16 protein-coding genes, 2 tRNA genes and 1 pseudogene are annotated in these 14,813 nt (G+C 59.3%); 8 read left to right on the top strand and 11 right to left on the bottom strand.

Annotated elements, in window-relative coordinates:
- The first annotated feature begins 58 nt into the window (after positions 1-58).
- The 4 genes and pseudogenes from D769_RS24770 to D769_RS24760 all read left to right on the top strand — a co-directional run bounded on the left by D769_RS24770 (position 59) and on the right by D769_RS24760 (position 3,146).
- A complete protein-coding gene (locus D769_RS24770; RefSeq protein ID WP_008650655.1) occupies positions 59-706 on the top strand; it encodes a hypothetical protein in 648 nt (215 codons plus the stop codon).
- 25 nt (positions 707-731) lie between these two features.
- Positions 732-1,392 (top strand): annotated as a pseudogene (locus D769_RS24765) (SOS response-associated peptidase family protein).
- Between the two features lie 543 nt (positions 1,393-1,935).
- Entirely contained in the window at positions 1,936-2,226 is a 291-nt protein-coding gene (locus D769_RS32000; RefSeq protein ID WP_152415061.1) for a hypothetical protein, read from the top strand.
- A 191-nt stretch (positions 2,227-2,417) separates the two neighbouring features.
- Positions 2,418-3,146: an Abi-alpha family protein gene (locus D769_RS24760; RefSeq protein ID WP_008650654.1), complete on the top strand. Its 729-nt coding sequence runs from the start codon at positions 2,418-2,420 to the stop codon at positions 3,144-3,146.
- 17 nt (positions 3,147-3,163) lie between these two features.
- Here the strand turns inward: D769_RS24760 and D769_RS24755 are convergent, their stop codons facing one another.
- The 4 genes from D769_RS24755 to D769_RS24740 are packed head-to-tail and all read right to left on the bottom strand — an operon-like array spanning position 3,164 to position 4,769.
- Entirely contained in the window at positions 3,164-3,679 is a 516-nt protein-coding gene (locus D769_RS24755) for a DUF2514 family protein (RefSeq protein ID WP_008650653.1), read from the bottom strand.
- Positions 3,676-3,939 (bottom strand): hypothetical protein, encoded by a 264-nt coding sequence (locus D769_RS24750; protein ID WP_008650652.1) that lies wholly within the window; start codon positions 3,937-3,939, stop codon positions 3,676-3,678. The genes D769_RS24755 and D769_RS24750 overlap by 4 nt, the downstream gene beginning before the upstream one ends.
- 3 nt (positions 3,940-3,942) lie before the next feature.
- A complete protein-coding gene (locus tag D769_RS24745; protein WP_008650651.1) occupies positions 3,943-4,248 on the bottom strand; it encodes a hypothetical protein in 306 nt (101 codons plus the stop codon).
- Positions 4,245-4,769: a glycoside hydrolase family 104 protein gene (locus D769_RS24740; RefSeq protein WP_040011236.1), complete on the bottom strand. Its 525-nt coding sequence runs from the start codon at positions 4,767-4,769 to the stop codon at positions 4,245-4,247. Before D769_RS24740 ends, D769_RS24745 begins: the two co-directional genes overlap by 4 nt.
- A 114-nt stretch (positions 4,770-4,883) precedes the next feature.
- Between D769_RS24740 and D769_RS24735 the strand changes: the two genes are divergently transcribed.
- Positions 4,884-6,053, top strand: coding sequence for an acyltransferase (locus D769_RS24735; protein ID WP_008650647.1), 1,170 nt, complete (start codon positions 4,884-4,886; stop codon positions 6,051-6,053).
- Here the strand turns inward: D769_RS24735 and D769_RS31410 are convergent.
- Complete coding sequence (locus tag D769_RS31410; RefSeq protein WP_081596855.1) at positions 6,050-6,382, bottom strand: tail fiber assembly protein; 333 nt, start codon at positions 6,380-6,382, stop codon at positions 6,050-6,052. The genes D769_RS24735 and D769_RS31410 overlap by 4 nt on opposite strands.
- Between D769_RS31410 and D769_RS31995 the strand changes: the two genes are divergently transcribed.
- Complete coding sequence (locus D769_RS31995; protein ID WP_152415060.1) at positions 6,374-7,297, top strand: hypothetical protein; 924 nt, start codon at positions 6,374-6,376, stop codon at positions 7,295-7,297. The two genes, D769_RS31410 and D769_RS31995, sit on opposite strands and share 9 nt — an antisense overlap.
- Before the next feature lie 110 nt (positions 7,298-7,407).
- Here D769_RS31995 and D769_RS24720 read toward each other — a convergent pair.
- The 3 genes from D769_RS24720 to dusA all read right to left on the bottom strand — a co-directional run bounded on the left by D769_RS24720 (position 7,408) and on the right by dusA (position 9,838).
- Positions 7,408-7,483 (bottom strand) — tRNA-His (locus D769_RS24720).
- A gap of 114 nt (positions 7,484-7,597) precedes the next feature.
- Positions 7,598-7,858, bottom strand: coding sequence for a hypothetical protein (locus D769_RS24715; RefSeq protein WP_008650643.1), 261 nt, complete (start codon positions 7,856-7,858; stop codon positions 7,598-7,600).
- Between the two features lie 924 nt (positions 7,859-8,782).
- On the bottom strand, positions 8,783-9,838 hold the full coding sequence (dusA, locus tag D769_RS24710; protein ID WP_080709711.1) for a tRNA dihydrouridine(20/20a) synthase DusA: 1,056 nt from the start codon (positions 9,836-9,838) through the stop codon (positions 8,783-8,785).
- 948 nt (positions 9,839-10,786) lie between these two features.
- Between dusA and D769_RS32795 the strand changes: the two genes are divergently transcribed.
- Positions 10,787-11,296 carry a hypothetical protein gene (locus D769_RS32795; protein WP_234818954.1) on the top strand — a complete coding sequence of 170 codons (510 nt, stop codon included), beginning with the start codon at positions 10,787-10,789 and terminating at the stop codon, positions 11,294-11,296.
- A gap of 517 nt (positions 11,297-11,813) precedes the next feature.
- Positions 11,814-12,260 (top strand): phosphate-starvation-inducible PsiE family protein, encoded by a 447-nt coding sequence (locus D769_RS24690; protein ID WP_008650638.1) that lies wholly within the window; start codon positions 11,814-11,816, stop codon positions 12,258-12,260.
- Positions 12,261-12,657: 397 nt separating this feature from the next.
- Here D769_RS24690 and D769_RS24685 read toward each other — a convergent pair.
- The 3 genes from D769_RS24685 to D769_RS24675 all read right to left on the bottom strand — a co-directional run bounded on the left by D769_RS24685 (position 12,658) and on the right by D769_RS24675 (position 14,811).
- Positions 12,658-12,733 (bottom strand) — tRNA-Met (locus D769_RS24685).
- Between the two features lie 341 nt (positions 12,734-13,074).
- Complete coding sequence (locus tag D769_RS24680; protein WP_008650636.1) at positions 13,075-13,635, bottom strand: NAD(P)H-dependent oxidoreductase; 561 nt, start codon at positions 13,633-13,635, stop codon at positions 13,075-13,077.
- 93 nt (positions 13,636-13,728) lie between these two features.
- Positions 13,729-14,811, bottom strand: coding sequence for an enoyl-CoA hydratase/isomerase family protein (locus tag D769_RS24675; protein ID WP_008650635.1), 1,083 nt, complete (start codon positions 14,809-14,811; stop codon positions 13,729-13,731).
- Between the last annotated feature and the right edge of the window lie 2 nt (positions 14,812-14,813).

The following is a 14,813-nucleotide window of genomic DNA, read 5'->3' as shown; positions in this document are numbered from 1 at the left end:
GGGATAGTTGATCCAACGCAAGCGCGCCTATCCCTCGTCCACAAGAAGCTTTGCCGAAATGCAAAACAGCGCCCGGAGGCGCTGTTTTGACGACAATTCTTTGGGGTGGCTGATGGGACTCGAACCCACGACGACAGGAATCACAATCCAGCCGTTCAAGTCACTTTCCACCATAAGAATCAAGCACTTGGATTTCAGATTTTCCAACCACCGAGAAAAATCGCTCTGGCTGTGGCGCGGCTTTCCGGGAGGGCGTTGGAAAATTTACCACCCCGTCGCTGGCGAATTTATACTGTACATCCATACAGTATCAAGCATTGCCATGGGCAACAAAAAATCAGCCGCAGGCTGCCAAATCCACGAGGCACCCCCTAGCTTGCCGACTGTCCGACAAGTAGCGCAGCGCCTACTTGACGCCCTTGATCGCCTCAATGCAGGCACGGGCGCCGTGGGATTCCACGGTTGGGAGAACGGTTTGGGAGAGCCGGCAGGCGATCAGCTCGAGGAAGTGCGGCACGAGCTCGAGGTCCTCCTGGCGAAGACACCCTCCCAGGCACGCCTACTCACCGGTGCCGACTTCGACCCAGAGACGTTCGAGCGCGTTTGGCAATCATCTGAGGTCCAGCGCGCCGGCAAGGAGTTCGGCTGGCGCGGCATAGCCGAAGCGATCTGGGCTGCGGCGTTCCGGGAAGCGCGTGTACCATGAAACACACTCCCATGGAGACAGCCCTATGTGCGTGAACTATGCCCCCGTCCAGCGCCAGGTGTTACGCGATGTCTTCGGTGTCGAGCCACCCGCCGGCGAGTGGAAGGCTGAGACCTGGCCCGACTACCCTGCCCCAATCATCCGCGCCGCGGAGGACGGCTCGCGCGAGGCGGTGCTGGGTTCATTCAGCATGGTGCCCAAGGCAAAGATGCCGCCTGGTGTGCGCTACTACCCCACGGCCAACGCACGGACGGAAACGATCGGCAAGCTCAGCTCGTTCGCCAAGCACTGGAAGTGCTTCGCAGCTTTGCCTGATCCCGACCACTGGCTTCTATGAGCCTAACTGGGAGACGGGCAAGGCCATGCGGTGGAGGATTGGCCTACCGGACGGCGAGCCGTTTGCGATCGCGGGATTGTGGCGCACGTGGCCGGATGGCGCGGTGTCGTTCACCATGCCGACGCTCAACGCAGACAGCCATCCGCTGATGCGACGCTTCCACAAGCCCGGGGATGAGAAGCGCGGTATTGTCATTCTGCAGCGCGAAGAGTGGGATGACTGGCTGGGCTGCCGTGATCCTGAGGTGGCTCGGACGTTCCTGCGACTCTTCCCGTCCGACGCGATGGTTGCCGATGCCGCGCCGGTGCCCCCACGCAACGGAAAGCCACTTCCAGGCGTCGACAAGTAATCCTCAGGGCTCTCGCGAACATCACCGCACAGCAGCATCCGCCGCATGACGGGCCACCTATCGTCGTCCAGTTCCCATAGAAATATTTTCGGATTTTTTTGCACCACCGAACGGCCTGCCGCAAAACCTTGAGGCGGCGCGCTTTGCAGGATTGTGGCGCTGCCGCACTGCCGGCCCGGCAATGTGAAAACCGATTGTCAAGACTGGTCATGCTGTTTGCCCACACTACACTTAGTAGAAATTTCAACCGGGCAACAATATCTGGGGGGAAACGATGAAGAGAAGATGTCTCGGCTCTTGATAGACGTGCCACGTCAGGAGCCGGAAAAGCACAGACCCGGCCAGCGTCCGCTCGCCAAAGTAGAGCGCTGGTCGGGTCTCCGGGCACAGAGCCATGATGAGGCGGCCGCTTTACGCGGCTGACCTCCTCAAGGCTCGATTCTATGCAGACCAGAATGTCAGCGCCAATGAAACTTGCTTATTTGACAGTTGGCGCTTGGCATGCTTACGAACCGAGCCGCTCCGCGCGGCAGGAGAGCACACATGCATTACCTAGTTCGCGTGACCATTCACGATGGCAGCTACGCCGAGTACCAAGGCCTTCACAAGCAGATGCAGGCCTTTGGCTTTTCCCGATACATTCGGAACGACCAGGGCATTTTTTCCGTACTGCCCGATGCCACCTATATCGGCGAGCGAAACGAGAATGGTGACGTCGTTCGTGACCATGTGGCACGCATCGCCAAAGGATGCGCCCCCTCTAAAGCAGCACCCGAAGTATTTGTCTGTGTGAGGGGCGCTTCCTGGTGGTCGGGATTGCGACAGGCTACGTAACACAGATGAGTGGGGCACCAGTACCTCAGGGTCGCGGTGCCTCCAATACACTCGTCCCTGCGCGGGCCAAGCTGACAGGCGCGGGCCTCGACTCGTATATGAAGTCCAGCGTCAGGCCAGGTGCTGCGGGTGACGGGGGCTGGATCGAACACAGGCATGACACCTAGTGCCACTGGACAGGAGCGACAAGAATGGGGGTAGAGATAAATCTGGTGAAGGTGCCGGAAGAACTGCTGGTCAAACTGTATGACGACCTCATCTCACCATCGGCAAAGGAAGTAGGTGGAGTTATTTCCGACGCGACCAAGACTGCGAGGCTTTTGCTTACGGCTCCACTTCAATTGGCCGCCGCCTACCAAGACCGCTTTCGTCGTATGACGGAGCGCATCGCAAGGGATGTCCCTGAAGCTCACAGGGTAGCACCCCCAGCGCAGTTGGTAGGCCCTGCTATCGAAGCCCTGCGGTTTGTAGATGATTCATCTCCCCTCTGGGAGATGTTTGAGGCGCTACTGAAGTCCGCCATGGACGAGAGAACGGCTGCAAAGGTGCATCCCGCCTTTGGAACACTTGTAGCTCAGCTTGCTTCGGACGAAGCGATATTGCTGAAACGCCTTCACAAGAGTAGCGCCAAGGTGACCGACGTTCTCGACCTCGGTTCTGATAACGTATTCCGGAATCGCCGCATAGAATCTCTCGACCTGCCTCTTGACTCACTAGCTCTGCCGCAGCAGTTGGATTTGTACTACGCGCACTTGGAGTCGCTTAGCCTGGCCCGCTGGCCAGTATTGAAGCAGGAACCATTGATGGTCGATGGACGCCAAGTCGGCATTCGGCGTCATAGCGAAATATCGCTCACTGACTTCGGCAAGCTATTCGTTGAAGCGTGCATCCGAAAACCAAGTGAGGAAGAGGTTCGCTAACGCGTCTGAAGCTGGAGTCATCGGGTGCTGGGTGTCAACGCTTCATATGACCGCTCGCAAGCCAAGCCCGCTACCTTGAGCTGGTCGGCATAGTCAGCCAGGATTCCCGAAGTCTTATCAGACCGGCCGAGCACGTCGACGAGCACATCGAGGGGGTCTCCACCAGGCTGGCCCTGGCCACCGCCGGCAGAGCCGGGATCTTTGACTGCTCGGGCGGCGGCAAGTAGCTGGTCGACACGCTGCCGCAACCGCTCAGCAGCGGCATCAGCAGCGCGAGCGTCACTACGCGCCGTGTCCGCTTCCTGTTTCGCAACATTGGCAATCTCCGTTTGTGCCGCACCGCGGCGTTGTTCCTCGGCGCGCGCGCGGTCGACGGCTTTCCCCTGATCGACCGCGGCGGACAGCGCCGCCTTCGTTCGCTCGGCTTCGTATTTTTTGGCGTCCGCCCGCGACTGGACGAGGCGCCCGCCACCGAAGGCAAGCGTCAGGCCAACAATGGCCACCAACCATAGGCGAGGATCGAGAATGCTCATGCCAGCCTCCGCTTTACCAGGCCCCGCAGCTCCAGCCGCCAGACGCCCCACAGCACGCCGAGGGCCACTGCCAGGTTCAGCCCGATCTCCGGTTCGCTGTGGCACGACCAGGGGCTGACCATGTTCCCGAGCGCCGCGAAGTTGACCAGCAACAGCACGATGGCGCCACCGGTCCGGTTTGGCACCTTTCTTGTCAGCACGGCCCAGATCGAGCCGCCCCAGATGATGGCGTTCGCCACCAGATTGATCGTCATCAGCATGGGTCAGCTCCCCAGGGTCTTCCTGCGCAGCGCGGCGAAGATCTCCGGAATCTGCTGCATCCCGTTGTTCACGATGGCCAGGCCGAATACCGCCGCCGCGGCTACTGCGAGCATGTGCGTGTAGCTGCCGGCCACCAGGCTGAACCGCTCCACCGCAAAGCCGCCGACAAGGCAGCCGATTCCCAGGCTCCCAACAAACGAGAGCAGGCGCTGCCACCAATTCCCCGGAATGAACCTCAAGGCGATTGCCGAGCCGAGCGCCGCTGCGCCGCCGACTTTCGCTGCAACCACCACAACTTCATCGCTCATCGTTGGACCCCGTTGTCTATCCCGCCATGCAGCAGGTATTGCGCCCTGAGGGCGTCGAATCGGTGTTCGGGTTGGCCGTAACCGGAACCGGGCAGGCTGGCCCAGATGTTCCGGCACTTGTTGAGGGCTGCGGCCAGCCGTCCGGCCTGGATGTCGGGAAGCGATCCGCGCTCGCGTACAAGCTGCACTGCCCACTTGTCCTGTGACGCAGGGCCGAAGTCCGGCAGCTTCAGCAAGTCGCGGTAGTGCGCGTAGTCCTTCAGCATGTGCTGGTACCGCCCGGCGGCATTCGAGGTCAGGCCGCGGCTGTTGATGACCTTCGACGGCCGGCCGCGCGAGAACGGATGCACCGAGAAATCGGTGAAGATCTCCGGCTTCTTGTCGATGCCGGTGACGATCACGTCATATCCGTCGCACTTCGTCGCTGGGCTGGTGCTGGTGCCCTCAGACCAGGCGAGCAAGTCGAGGAATGCGGCCATGTTCGGCCCGCCTGGCAGCAGACTTGGATTTGTGTATGGCATGGTGACCCCGGAAATGAAAATGCCCGCTCGGGGCGGGCACAGTAGAGGCCGTGCTTGCGGCCTGTAGAATTACGACGCATAGAAAGTCGAGCCTTGCCAGCGCCGATCCAAAAAATGACTCAAGACACCTCTTTCCTCAACGGCCTACGGGCTTTTGCCGCATATTGGGTACTCACGGCTCACTGCATGATCTGGGGAGGGTGGTGGACTGATGTGCCTTTCCCGGCGCCGAAAATCGCCGTGGACGTGTTCATGGTCCTATCCGGATTCCTGATGGCCTACACGGTGTCGGCACGCAGTGACAAGGAACCGATGACGCTACGGTGGAACTGGATGCGGTTCTATGTTCGACGCTACTTCCGGCTGGCGCCAGCCTATTACCTATCGCTCGCCTTGGCAGTGCTACTGGCGGGCGAATACCTGACTGGTTACGCTCAGCTTCGCGCGCTGAACCCTACAGCGTGGCAGGGTGACTGGGTCTACGATCCCATGCGCACGCAATACACCTTCGGCAACATCCTGCTGCACCTATCGTTCCTGTTCGGCCTCTTTCCGACCTACTCCTTCTCAACGTTCCTACCGGACTGGAGCTTGAGTCTGGAGATGCAGTTCTATATCGCCTTCCCGATCATTTACGTCGCCATGCGCCGTTTCGGCGCCGCAAGAATCGCAGTTGCACTGGCCGTGCTCTCCTATCTCCTCAAATGGGGAATCGACAAGGCCGTTGGCGCCGGACTGATGTCGTTCTACTACGAACCGTCATTGTTGTTCTTCAGGCTTCCCATCTTCCTCGCGGGTGCCCTTGTCTTCGAAGCGACACGCCCTGGGCTATCTCGATTGCGTCAGGCAGTCTATGTCGCGCTGGCCCTTGCCTTTTGCTTCAAGATGGTCGACATCTACAAGATCCAAGTCTTCTGGCTCGTGGTACCGACAGCCCTGATGGCAGTCTTCGTGTTGCCTTGCGCAGCGCTCGCGTCAAAGCTGCAATGGCTCTCGAAGCTTTGCAGATCGAGGCTCGTCACGTTCCTTTCGGACGTTTCCTACCCCGTCTATCTGTTCCATGGCTTCTTTCTTGCAATCGTCGGCTCACGGATCGGTCATGCCGCGAAAGCCGCGGGGTACTCCCTCGCCGTTGGCACTGTAGGCATCTGGCTCGCCGTTGTGGTTCTCACCACCGGCTTCGCATACCTCGTCTACCGGCTGGTAGAACTCCCAGGCATCCGCGCCGGGGCGAGGATCTTGGCGCAAACGCCCAAAGCCCTCGCCTCCGGCCAGACGAACTAGGAAGCGACGGATGGGTCCGCCGGGAACTGAACAGCGTCCGGGAATCCAGGTTGCTGGTCGATCCTGTTCCAGGCGACGCGGTACCGGCGCCATGCCAGCAACGCTGCCTCCTCTGCAGCAGTCGCCTCACCAAGGCTTACAGCGTCTTCGAGCGGCGCGATACGTAGCGCTGCCAACGCGAGTCTGTCGTCCCTTAGGGAGAGGATCTGCGCCGCGGTGAGGGGCGGCGGTGCCGGCTTGTTGAAGCTGCCGTCCGATAACGTCCAGCCTTCCTGCGGCATCGGGCTAATGTCTGTCACTTCCACCCAGATCAGTTCGGGGTGGAACATCTCCCGGATGTCGCCGTCCGTATTGAACAGTTCGGCAACCACGCCTCCATCGATTCGCCCATACGTCTTCATCGTCGATCACCACCGAATGTAGAGAAAACCATCACCACCCTTGCCGAGAGCGCCAGACGTAGCATTGTTGCGACCATAGCCGCAGCCGCCTCCACCGTTGACCCCACTTGCGGGAAGGCTATAGGTCATGCCCGCGCCACCGCCATATGCGCCGTCACCGCCACCGCCCCCCAGATCTGCGGTGCCAGCAGAGCCAGGCGCCCCGAGCAGGTTGAGATCGCCGCCAGCGCCCGCACCACTTCCACCGCCTGCACCGCCACCTATCTGACCGGATTTCGCGCCGCCGAAATCCGGCCCTACCGCCTTTCAGGATTGGGGAACGACGGCGTGCGCGTGATCAGCGCAAAGCGGAAGAAAGGCGAAGCCGAGGTGGTCAAGGTTCGGGAATGGTCCACGCGGCTCCAGGTGGTGGTGGAGCGCGCCCGACGCACCCCCGTGGAGACATCGAAGAAGAAGTTCATTGTCCAGAGCCTGTACCTGTTTCCAAACCGCCGCGGGCAACCGTACAGCAAGAGCGGCTGGAACTCAGTCTGGCAGGACGCCATGTGGGAATGGATCGCTACGTTCGACCAAGAGGCCGCCGTCGCGCTCCAGGTCGCGCGCCGATACGAAGCTGAGCGGAGGCGACTGAAGGGCGCGGAGCCAGACGAAGAACGGCCCGAGTATTCGATCGCAGATCACCCGGAGTATTTCTCGACAATGGACATCCGGCCGGCCGCAATCACGACCAAGTTGGAGCGGCGATCGGCGGACGCCTACGACTTCGCAGCTCATGCAAACCCGGCCACAACCCACCGGCATTACGACCGGCGAAAAGTGAAACGGGCATCGGCTACGGAGTAGAAAACGAAAACGGCGCCGAGGGGCGCCGTTGGAAAATTTCCGTTTTCGTTGGAATGTTCGCATCAAGAACCGCTACAGCGCGGATAAATCATTGATACGAAACAGAATTTTGGGGTGGCTGATGGGACTCGAACCCACGACGACAGGAATCACAATCCTGGACTCTACCAACTGAGCTACAGCCACCGTAGAGATTCTTCGCTGCCGGCACTGCCGTTCAACGAAGAACAAGACTATACATGGCTTTTGATTTTGTGGCTAGTATCACGCACAAAAAATTCGACAAGGCTTCCAGATGCTTTATCGACTTCCCTGCCACTTTGCCTCCAGCAGCACAGCTTCCTTGATGGCGGCGATCGTCTCTGCCTCGGTCGGATACAAGGCCAGCAGTCGCTTCGACTTGCCGTTAAGTACATCACTCTGTAGCGCCCTGCCTGATTCGGCCGAAATCCCCGCGTGCCAGCAGTAACGCGCCGTCCATTTCCCGTCCTGTAGTTGCTCAACTACCCATATCACCCGGCAGCCCTCGAAAACTTCGCCGAACGGCTCTTCTGATCCCATTCTGAACCTCCAGGATTCGCTTCCGGGCGCACTCACGGCACTTGCATGCGCAAATGCTTTGGGAGCGACCGGCCAACCCCTACTCTTCTATTCCTCCACTGAGACCACGCCAGACATCGTCGTGGTTCAGCCCGAGCGTCACTCTCATGACACCGGTCGGCATCCTAGCATGGTGGCAGCGCCTGCTCTTCAGTTCTATTACCCGAGAATCACCCCAACAACCGACAAGCACGCGCGTTGAATTTCTTGAGTTTGGATTGATTGCAATCCGCGCTGGCAATGTGAACTGCCTGCCCCACCAATGCAGGGTACAACCTGAAGGCGGTGCTGATAGATACTCTTTCGCGAGGGAAATTGACCCCCCTCGACATTCCCGTCAGGCGACTCTCGAACAAGCGTCGCCTGTTTTTTTGTCAGGCCAGGATAATTGGAATAATTCGTTGCCGGCCAATTATATTATTTCCACCCGACAGGCACGGAACTCTTTCACCACATGTGCGTCGAAGCGCTGTGTCCGAAAAGCATCCTCACAGGTATGGAGACAAAAAAAGAGCCCGCAGCGCGGACTCTCAATTTGCGATCTCAATGCCCTGAAGGCGCTTTCAATGTAGTCGCTGCATGCAGCACACACTATCCGGGCAAACCCAAGGGTCGAGATGTGACGAAACAGGCCCAACAAGAAAAAACAGCCCGCACAAGGCGGGCTGCAAAATCAGTTGAAGAAAGCCCTGTATTCGAGGGCAGGCACAGTTTAAGAACATGAGGCGCCACTGGCGAATTAGGGGAATCCCTTTGCCGGCGCGGGTTTCGGACGGTCCGACGGGCGCAAACGGCTCAGCAGCATACATTTGCGCCCGATCGCATGGCACGAGCGTTCGTTTTTAGAACCTTTCCTCGACATGCAGAAATCTGACTGACATCAAATTACGCCGCTTCCTGGAGGCCTGGACGAAGGTGTGAGCGCGCCTCCTCGAACAGGGCATCAACATCTGCACGGGAGCGCGCTGCGTTCATTCGACGGGCATCGGAAAGCACACGGCGCCAACCACGGCCACCATAGATTCCGCGATGGAGGCCAAGCATATGGCGCGTTGCAGCCCCCATATACCCGCCCTTCTCCACGAGATCGCCGATATATGCCTGCATCGCCAGTTCGGCCATTTCGCGCGTCACGTTAGGCTCAGTCCCGCCATAGAAACGCGCATCCATTTCCGACAGGAAATAGGGATCGTGATAAGCCTGACGCCCGATCATTACGCCGTCGACGTGCCTCAGGTGCTCGTCTATTTCACCGTACGAAACAACGCCACCATTAATCAGGATCTCCAGATGTGGAAATTCCCGCTTTAGCTCATAGGCAACTTCATATCGCAGCGGTGGAATTTCGCGATTCTCCTTTGGGCTCAGCCCCTTCAGAATCGCATTGCGCGCGTGGACGATAAATATGTCACAGCCGGCCTCCGCAATGGTGCCGACAAAATCACGCACAAATCCGTAGTGTTCGATCGTATCAATGCCGATGCGGTGCTTGACCGTCACCGGCACCGACACGACATCGCGCATTGCCTTCACACAGTCGGCCACAAGCTGCGGTTCGGCCATCAGGCACGCACCAAACGCACCGCGTTGCACGCGCTCGGACGGACAACCGCAGTTCAGATTGATTTCCTTGTAGCCCCATTGCTCGCCCAGTTTTGCCGCCTGGGCAAGGTCCGCCGGCTCGCTACCGCCAAGCTGCAGCGCCACGGGTTGCTCCGCCGCACTGAAATCGAGATGCCGCGCGACATCGCCGTGCAGCAGCGCACCAGTCGTCACCATCTCCGTATAGAGCCAGGTGTATTGACTCAGGGCGCGGTGAAACGTCCGACAATGGCGATCAGTCCAGTCCATCATGGGCGCCACAGAAATTCTACGGGGCCTGATATTTCCTTGGATTCCGCCTCTGGAATCGGTTTGCGGGGTGCTGCTGGTCTGTTCCATTGCCTACTGATTCTGCCTGTTTCGTCCCATTTTCCGGGTAAAGCGCCACGATATAGCACCACTATTACTCGTGTAGCACCGGGGCCATGGGGACGATCATGCAACGCGTGCGAAAGGACGGAAGTATAGGGTACACCGCGCAGATTCGCCTGAAGCAAGGCGGCGGCGTGATGTTCACCGAGGCCAAGACGTTTGACCGGAAACAGGCGACCCCGTGAGCACCGCCTTTACCCGCGCCTGCAAAATGCTCGAAATCGGCAACCTGCACTTCCATGACATGCGGAACGAGGCAGCATGTGCTCCCAGCACTTTCAGCCCAGGCCTATGGACCACCTGGCGCGACGTAAGCAGAATCAAAACGCCACTAGCGCGCTCAACCCCCGCTATCTGCATAGCGCCCCTCGTCGGGCGCTTTTTTCTGCGACATCGACGCGGCCCGGACTATGGCGTTTCGAGAAGTGCATACACCACGACACGTACGCACCGGAGAATCTGGGGCGCTCGATTGCATAGATGGACAGCAGGATAAGAACGACAGAATCCCTGGAACCTGCCGCGGACGAACAAACTCTGATTGAGCTCGCTCGCATATTTGCCGAAAAGAGCTCGCAAATTCCCGACATCATCCCGCCTTACATTGCATCGTCTCTTGTAGCGAACGAACGACGTTACTACTACGTAGCTGGCAAAGACCGCCAAGGCAGGCCACGCCTTTTCGAGGTGTTTCTGGTGAAGCCGACGGGTGAGTTGGATGCGGTTCCAGCATGTCTTTACCCTGGAGCCGTCCTCGAGCTATTTCCCACAGACCTCCAGATATTGGCCGCACCAGACCCCTGGGGAGGCAAAGTCCCGGACCTGACGACCACGCAGATCGCGGACGGACTACAGTCGATTTATCTCGACGAGCAACGGAACGACTAGCTCTAGTGCGAGCGATAGGACTCACCGATGAAATCCCCTACCCCAGCGCTGCTCCTGCTCGTCTTGGCCGTCTCAGTATTCAACGGCGCCGTCTTCGCAGCACAGCCCATCAACGGGTTCCGCGGTTTGCGCTGGGGTGATCCTGTCTCGTCAATCCCGAATGCCCGGAAAACTCAGAGTCTTGCAATAGGGGAGCACTGTTATGAGCGACCAGACGACACGCTCACAATGGGCAAGGCAACCTTGAGCGACATCCGATATTGCTTCTACAAGGACCGGTTCTCTTCTTTGGTCATTACGTTCGCGAGCGAACGCGACGGCGACGCGATAAAGCTGGCGCTAACCGAAGCATACGGTGTACCAAGCCAGCCCCATCCCGATCTGAAACACCATTACCGATGGCGCACATCCAAGGCCGAAGCGATCCTGGAGTATCGTCCTGAAGGTGGCGCGTTCATCGCCAACTCGGAGGCCCTCCTCCACGAACGCAAGAACGAAATCAGGTCTAGCACCAAGAACCGCAGCGCCGACCGCTAGGGCGGCCTCGAAGTGGACGTCCGGCCTTTTACTCGTCGCGACGCTCATGGAAATGTGCGCCTCCTCAGTGTTGACCACCCTCGGCTTGCGGACCGTCCCCGAACGAGCCCCTCCGTTGCGCCCTTTGACTCCAGCCATTTGAGTTCCCATTTGAAAAAGGGGAATCTTTTGCGTGTGAGAGGGCGCGCAATTGAGGTCTCGTGAGTCACTCAGGGTTTTGAGCCACCTCCCTGCCATCGGCGCGTGTGCCTGCCTCGGTCTGATATTTAGCGCCAACCTCTTTGCAGTCGGCGCCAAACCGGCTCTTTACGGGCACCTCAGGGACGACCAGATGGTCGAAATTTTCCTGAAGCGGGACAGACCCATCAAGCGGGGAAGGTATGAAGGTGAAACCGACAATCTATGCCGTCTACGCAGTCATCCTAGTCGCCGTGATCTGACGCGAAACTCTCGGTCAGGACGCCTTGGCGGCACCAACTATTTGCGGACAAGTTCTTAACGAGGAGTCTCGCCGGCTATGCAAGTGGAAAAGAAGATCACTGCCAAAATCACATTCTGGTTCGAACAATCCATCCTTGTGGCTGCTCAGATCCTGCTGATGGCGGTAATCTTGGCGATGGTCATTCAGCTTTGGATCATGTTTTCATCCGATATTCTCGAGCGCGTTAGCAGCATCGATACCGTCCCGGAGTTGATGAAGTCGGTGCAGACAGCCTTTTCCGGCGTACTGCTCATCATTCTCGGGCTCGAACTTATGGAAACACTGCGCGTCTATTTCAGATCGCACCGCGTTCGGCTGGAAACCATCTTGGCCGTGGCCATCATTGCCGTCGGCCGCCACGTGATTAATTTAGATGTGGAACACATGTCGGGCAGTGCCCTGATGGGCGTGGCCGCGGTGGTGCTCTCGCTAACGGGTGGTTACTTTCTGGTTCGATTCAAGTCGGCACCATCCGCAGATTGAGAACATCAAACCCGTCCGCAGGTCTACCTGGCGTGCCCTCAGCGCCAACGCCGACGGCCTCCGACAAAGCAACGTCGCTCGCGCCGCTCCGGAGCCGACGAACTACACCGGCAACATCGCTCAGCTTGCGACGACGCGCCAACACGCCTTCGCCCAGGGAGTCACGCCGAATGGAGTCCACAAGTTTGTGCATGTCATGCCGGCTTTTTTTGGCGGCCGCGCCCACTCTAGCGAACCACACGAAAGACAACCACGCCATGCACCGATCTTCATTCGTGTGAACGCTGACGCCGATGCCATCATGCTGCGTCGAAATAATTCTGGACTTTTGACAATCATGCCAAAAAACACAAAAACATAAAGCCCGCGCGGCATGAACCGAGCGGGCTTTCGAATTTGGTTGCGGGGGCAGGACTTGAACCTGCGACCTTCGGGTTATGAGCCCGACGAGCTGCCAACTGCTCCACCCCGCGGGGCGAACTATACGCGGATCTGCAGCGCATTGATACAAGAAAATGCAAAAAAGCCCGCGCGGCGTGAACCGTACGGGCTTTGGGCGTAACTCTGCAATTTGCGAAGAAAATTCTGGCCGCTGTCACACCCCGATCAGGCTCTGCGCTCCAAGCATGGAGAAGCGGCACGAAAGACGCGGGCATTTGCAGCCACGAATCGGGCCTCAAGAAGGAAGATGCGAAAGCACACGCGACTTGCCGATTTGGGACAGGCTGAGGCATCGCCCGCACATCAACGCAGCTGCCAACAAAAACGGCGCCCAAAGGCGCCGTCACGATACTCGGAATGCCATCCGCTGCAATCAGCGCGGTGCGTTCCTTTCCACCCAGGCCGCGAAAGTCGTCAGGTACTTGTTCAGGAAGCCACGCGTGGATTCATTGGCGATATTGCCATGATCGTCGAAGAGCTTGTCCACACCGCTGATATAGGCCTCGGGCTGCTGCAGCACCGGGACATTCAGGAAAACCAGCGACTGGCGCAGATGGTGGTTGGCGCCGAAACCGCCGATATTGCCCGGCGATGCGCTGATCACACCGCCCGGCTTGCCATCCCAGGCGCTCTGGCCATAGGGGCGCGAGCCAACGTCGATCGCGTTCTTAAGTGCGGCTGGCACCGAGCGGTTGTACTCGGGCGTCACAAACAACACGGCGTCAGCACGACGAACACGGTCGCGGAACGCCACCCATTCCGCCGGCGGATTGGCATCGTCGTCCTGGTTGTACAGCGACAGCTGCCGGATCTCGACAATCTCGAGCTTCAGCTGCGGCGGCGCGAGCGCCGCGAGGGCCTTGGCCAGTTTCAGGTTGAAGGAGTCCTTGCGCAGGCTTCCCACCAATACGGCAACATCGCGAGGATTGCTCATAACGGTTCCTTTCACGGCTTGAACGAGTTCGAACGAAGTGAAGCCTGGCCCGCGACAACGCTGCGGGCCAGTCCAGCCGACACTCTACTCGACTTACGCGCCCAGCGTGGCCAAGGGATGGTCATCCTTGCGCCACGGACTATCGAAGAACGCACGCACGCGCGCCGCACTTACCTCGTCCAGGCGTGGCGGATTCCACTTCGGCTGGTGGTCCTTGTCGATCACCAGCGCGCGGATTCCCTCGATGCCGTCGCCGTGACGGAACACGTCATGCATCATGTCGAGTTCCATCCGCAGTTCATCCTCGAGCGACATCGTGCGAGCGCGGCGGATCTGTTCGAGCGTGACGCAGAGCATCAGCGGTGAGCGGCTGCGCAGCGTGGCGGCGGTTTGCGCGGCCCAATCGCCATCGGCGTCGCTGACGGCTGCCAGAATCGCCTGTGCGGAGGCGCCGGCGAACAAGCTATCGATCAGGGCAGCATTCGAAGCCAGCTGGCTGGTGGATGGCACGCAGGCGTCGGCGTGCTGGCGCGTGAACGACGCAATCTGCTCGAGCACCGCTTCGCCACTGGTGAACTGCCGCGCCTGCAGCGATGCAACCATCTCGGCGATCGCGTTCGTTGGCAGATAGGCATCGGCCAGCTTCGCGTAAATGGCATCGGCCGCGCCGATCACCGCGCCAGTAAGGCCCAGGTACTCGCCGATATGGCCTTGCGTGCGCGCCAGGAACCATCCACCGCCAACATCGGGGAACAGACCGATATTGGTCTCCGGCATCGCCATCTTCGTCCGCTCGGTGACGATGCGCAGCCGCGCACCTTGCGAGATCCCCATGCCACCGCCCATGACCACGCCGTCCATCAGCGCGATGTAAGGCTTGGCATAGCGATGGATCAGATGGTTGAGCGCATATTCCTCGACGAAGAACTGGTCCAGCAGCGGATCGTTCGCCTGGTGCGCCTGGTAGAACCAGCGGATATCGCCGCCGGCGCAGAATGCCTTGCCGCCCGCGCCAGCCACTACCACGGCGTGGACTGCGGGATCGTTCTCCCAGTTTTGCAGTGCGCCGGTGATCGCGCGAATCATCTCGAGCGACAGCGCGTTGAGGGCCTGCGGCCGGGTCAGTGTCAGATACGCCACGCCGCCCTGCACCTGGGTCGATACAAACTCCGTCATTT

Source organism: Cupriavidus sp. HMR-1 (assembly GCF_000319775.1).
Classification (GTDB): domain Bacteria; phylum Pseudomonadota; class Gammaproteobacteria; order Burkholderiales; family Burkholderiaceae; genus Cupriavidus; species Cupriavidus metallidurans.
This window is presented reverse-complemented; position numbering and strand designations above follow the sequence as displayed.

What these genes read in the sequence shown, in the direction of transcription:
- D769_RS32795 (WP_234818954.1), top strand. Translation starts at nt 10,787, where the DNA reads ATGAAATCCCCTACCCCAGCGCTGCTCCTGCTCGTCTTGGCCGTCTCA.
- D769_RS24690 (WP_008650638.1), top strand. Translation starts at nt 11,814, where the DNA reads ATGCAAGTGGAAAAGAAGATCACTGCCAAAATCACATTCTGGTTCGAA.
- D769_RS24755 (WP_008650653.1), bottom strand. Translation starts at nt 3,679, where the DNA reads ATGAGCATTCTCGATCCTCGCCTATGGTTGGTGGCCATTGTTGGCCTG.
- D769_RS24770 (WP_008650655.1), top strand. Translation starts at nt 59, where the DNA reads ATGCAAAACAGCGCCCGGAGGCGCTGTTTTGACGACAATTCTTTGGGG.
- D769_RS24750 (WP_008650652.1), bottom strand. Translation starts at nt 3,939, where the DNA reads ATGCTGATGACGATCAATCTGGTGGCGAACGCCATCATCTGGGGCGGC.
- D769_RS32000 (WP_152415061.1), top strand. Translation starts at nt 1,936, where the DNA reads ATGCATTACCTAGTTCGCGTGACCATTCACGATGGCAGCTACGCCGAG.
- D769_RS24735 (WP_008650647.1), top strand. Translation starts at nt 4,884, where the DNA reads ATGACTCAAGACACCTCTTTCCTCAACGGCCTACGGGCTTTTGCCGCA.
- D769_RS24680 (WP_008650636.1), bottom strand. Translation starts at nt 13,635, where the DNA reads ATGAGCAATCCTCGCGATGTTGCCGTATTGGTGGGAAGCCTGCGCAAG.
- D769_RS24745 (WP_008650651.1), bottom strand. Translation starts at nt 4,248, where the DNA reads ATGAGCGATGAAGTTGTGGTGGTTGCAGCGAAAGTCGGCGGCGCAGCG.
- D769_RS24740 (WP_040011236.1), bottom strand. Translation starts at nt 4,769, where the DNA reads ATGCCATACACAAATCCAAGTCTGCTGCCAGGCGGGCCGAACATGGCC.
- dusA (WP_080709711.1), bottom strand. Translation starts at nt 9,838, where the DNA reads ATGGAACAGACCAGCAGCACCCCGCAAACCGATTCCAGAGGCGGAATC.
- D769_RS24760 (WP_008650654.1), top strand. Translation starts at nt 2,418, where the DNA reads ATGGGGGTAGAGATAAATCTGGTGAAGGTGCCGGAAGAACTGCTGGTC.
- D769_RS24675 (WP_008650635.1), bottom strand. Translation starts at nt 14,811, where the DNA reads ATGACGGAGTTTGTATCGACCCAGGTGCAGGGCGGCGTGGCGTATCTG.
- D769_RS31410 (WP_081596855.1), bottom strand. Translation starts at nt 6,382, where the DNA reads ATGTTCCACCCCGAACTGATCTGGGTGGAAGTGACAGACATTAGCCCG.
- D769_RS24715 (WP_008650643.1), bottom strand. Translation starts at nt 7,858, where the DNA reads ATGGGATCAGAAGAGCCGTTCGGCGAAGTTTTCGAGGGCTGCCGGGTG.